Here is a 638-nt window from a genome sequence, read left to right as displayed (position 1 = left end):
GCTGCGCACCGGCAGGACCGGGGAGGCGGCGATCGTCGCCCAGCAGCTCAAGCGGGCGACCGCGCTGGCGGACGTACCCGTCGAGTCGTCCTGCTTCTGCCGGCTGGAGACCCACCACCCCTGCCACTGAACCGGCCCGGGCGTTCGCCCGGGCCGGTTCGGCGGGCCGGACGACGTCCGGCCTCAGCGTGCCTCGACGACGTCCTGGAACGTCTTCATGCAGGAGAAGCAGTGCCGGTCCGTCATGTGTCGACGAGTCGATTCGTCCTGCTTCTCCACTCCGCAGAGCGTGGATGACTTGTCCGACGTGAGGACATGCCACACCAGCTCCCCCGAAGTGTCTGCACCGCACCACATCTCGTGCATTCCCAGCTCCCTCCGGGTAGGCATGGAGGCCGCTTCCATACGAGCACGGCCCGGACCCGGACGGCTCGTCCGGCGGGGCAGTCGGGTGATGTGCGGGGCCGGAACGCATACCGGCGGTGCCGGCCGGATCCGGGAAGGACGGCGAAGGCGCCGGTCGTGGTGCGTCCGTGGCGCGGGCCGGACGGACGGCGGGCGACCGTGCGCGGTGGGACCACCGGCCTCGCGCACCCCGGCCGGGCCGAGCGGGCCTACGGCCGGGCCCACGCCCACGG

General features: G+C 72.7%; 1 protein-coding gene. It reads right to left on the bottom strand.

Going from position 1 to position 638, the window contains the following annotated elements; all coding sequences use genetic code 11:
• Positions 1–183: 183 nt before the first annotated feature.
• Positions 184–366 carry a hypothetical protein gene (locus tag B7767_RS47435; protein WP_256923598.1) on the bottom strand — a complete coding sequence of 61 codons (183 nt, stop codon included), beginning with the start codon at positions 364–366 and terminating at the stop codon, positions 184–186.
• Between the last annotated feature and the right edge of the window lie 272 nt (positions 367–638).

This window comes from Streptomyces sp. 13-12-16 (assembly GCF_002114215.1).
Classification (GTDB): Bacteria; Actinomycetota; Actinomycetes; order Streptomycetales; family Streptomycetaceae; genus Streptomyces.
This window is presented reverse-complemented; position numbering and strand designations above follow the sequence as displayed.

Excerpts from the sequence above, each read along its gene's own strand:
- B7767_RS47435 (WP_256923598.1), bottom strand. The coding sequence starts at position 366 with ATGCACGAGATGTGGTGCGGTGCAGACACTTCGGGGGAGCTGGTGTGG.